Here is a 2134-nt window from a genome sequence, read left to right on the forward strand (position 1 = left end):
ATGAATGTGGTTTTAAAGCCTTTGCTCATAGAGCTTATGGCTACAGCACAAATTTTCATAAACGCAGTGATATTCAAGCAATCATTGAAGAACATGGGCATGAGATAGTTTGGTTACCCCCTTATAGTCCAGACTTAAATCCCATTGAAAAGATGTGGGCTTGGATTAAGCAAATACGCAAAGAATGGCGGATGGATTGTATTGATACTTTATGCTTTTATCTGCTTTGGATTGGGTTGGGCTTTAGATGATTGCACTATATAGTCAAAGGCTAATAAAAGAAGTCACAGAAATTAAATCGCTATTTCAGTAATAGTATGTGTGTTTACTTTATTCATCTATCTTAACGCTGTAACTATTCTAGTAGCCTTTCACTATATACATGAAATCCCATTCATAAAAAGTCAATCCCCTTTAAAAATCTCAAGCTTAGCGCTACCATAAGAAAATACCGCTTACTTAATTGGAGAAACTTATGAAAAAAAATAAATTGATGCTAAGCCTTTTAGTAGCAGCTGGATTACTAACCACTGCTTGCTCAGATGAAGCCAAAGATAAAGCTCCTGATGCAGTGCATCAAACAAGCGAAGCTGCTAAATCAGCTGCTCAAGATGTAAAAGAAGCAACATCAAATGCTGCAGAAAATACAAAAGAAGCGGCTAGTGATGCAGCGAAAAAAACCGAAGAAGCAGTTAAGAAAGCTTCTGACGCTGTTTCAGATGCCGCTAAAACAGCTGCAGAAGATGTTAAACAAGCAACTAGCGACGCTGTGGATTCTGGTAAAGATGCCGTTGAACATGCTGCCCAAGCAACAGCAGACGCAGCACGCAATGCTGCTGATAAAGCGAAAGATGCTGTTGATAATATTGGTGGAAAAGTAGAAGATACTGCTAAAGATGCCGCTGAGAAAGTTGCTGATGCTGCTGAAACTGCTGCAGATAAAGTAAAAGATAAAGCCGCTACATCAAATGCAGCAGCCAATCAAGTTGCCAATACTACACAATCAGCAGCAAGCGAAGTAAAAGCAGAAGCTGAAAGTATTATCCAAAAAGCTCAAGAAAGCACTAAATAATCGTTATTAAGTATATTTAAATAGGTTTTAGACTAGCAGAAACAAGCTGTTAGTCTAGAAAAATGAAATATAACAGTAAACTAAGCACATATAAGCTTAAAAAATCGTACAATGCTTTTGCATTGATAGGTAGCGTTCAAAATTCTGTGTCATTCCTCTAAACTACTCAAAACACAAGGAATGACAGTATGCAAAACCTTGACTTTAACAAAGCCTTAAAAGCTATCCAAGCAGGCAAACCCAGCACAGGTACTGACGGAGTGCTTGCCCCACTAATCAAACAGCTTACCAAAGTCGCCCTATCAGCTTCAGCTGAAATAGACAGCTATCTTGAACAACATCCAAATAGTAACCGTCGCAACGGTTACAGCAAAAAGACCGTTAAATCCACCGTCGGTAGCTTTGAGCTAGAAACCCCTAGAGACCGTAATGACGAATTTGAGCCTGTGTTGGTCAAAAAACACCAAACCAAACTCACCCCCAGAAATTGACAACCGTATTCTCTCGCTCTTCTCACATGGCATGAGCTATAGGACGATCAAAGACCACATCGCTGAGATTTACTCATTGAAAGTCTCTGAAGCCACCATATTAGCAGCATTACCGATCAATTCATACCACAGCTTAAAGCATGGCAATCTCGAACACCTGATAGTGTTTATCCCTTTGTTTGGCTGAATGCCATTCCCTACAAAGTCAAAGAAGAAGGAGGTTATGTCAATAAAGCGCTTTACACGCTACAGGCTTTAAACACCGAAGGCAAAAAAGAACTCATTGGCTTATACTGCTCTCAAGCCGAAGGGGCAAACGATTGACTCTCTGTGCTGACGGACTTATAGTGCAATCATCTAAAACCCAACCCAATCCAAAGCAGATAAAAGAATAAAGTATCAATACAATCCATCCGCCATTCTTTGCGTATTTGCTTAATCCAAGCCCACATCTTTTCAATGGGATTTAAGTCTGGACTATAAGGGGGTAACCAAACTATCTCATGCCCATGCTCTTCAATGATTGCTTGAATATCACTGCGTTTATGAAAAGCGGCATTGTCCATGACAA

Annotated in this window: 2 protein-coding genes and 2 pseudogenes; 3 read left to right on the forward strand and 1 reads right to left on the reverse strand. The window is 39.7% G+C overall.

The window, feature by feature from the left end; genetic code table 11:
- The 3 genes and pseudogenes from A5N85_RS13080 to A5N85_RS16755 form a co-directional block, all read left to right on the forward strand.
- The coding region (locus A5N85_RS13080; RefSeq protein WP_249023982.1) for a transposase at positions 1–251 on the forward strand (251 nt) is incomplete at its 5' end.
- A 224-nt stretch (positions 252–475) separates the two neighbouring features.
- On the forward strand, positions 476–1072 hold the full coding sequence (locus tag A5N85_RS13085) for a hypothetical protein (protein ID WP_072577582.1): 597 nt from the start codon (positions 476–478) through the stop codon (positions 1070–1072).
- A 188-nt stretch (positions 1073–1260) separates the two neighbouring features.
- Positions 1261–1887 (forward strand): annotated as a pseudogene (locus tag A5N85_RS16755) (transposase).
- 110 nt (positions 1888–1997) lie between these two features.
- On the opposite strand, the pseudogene A5N85_RS17905 reads toward A5N85_RS16755, so the two are convergent.
- Positions 1998–2134 (reverse strand): annotated as a pseudogene (locus A5N85_RS17905) (transposase); the annotation flags it as partial.

Source organism: Suttonella ornithocola (assembly GCF_001889065.1).
In the GTDB taxonomy this organism is placed as follows: Bacteria; Pseudomonadota; Gammaproteobacteria; order Cardiobacteriales; family Cardiobacteriaceae; genus Suttonella_A; species Suttonella_A ornithocola.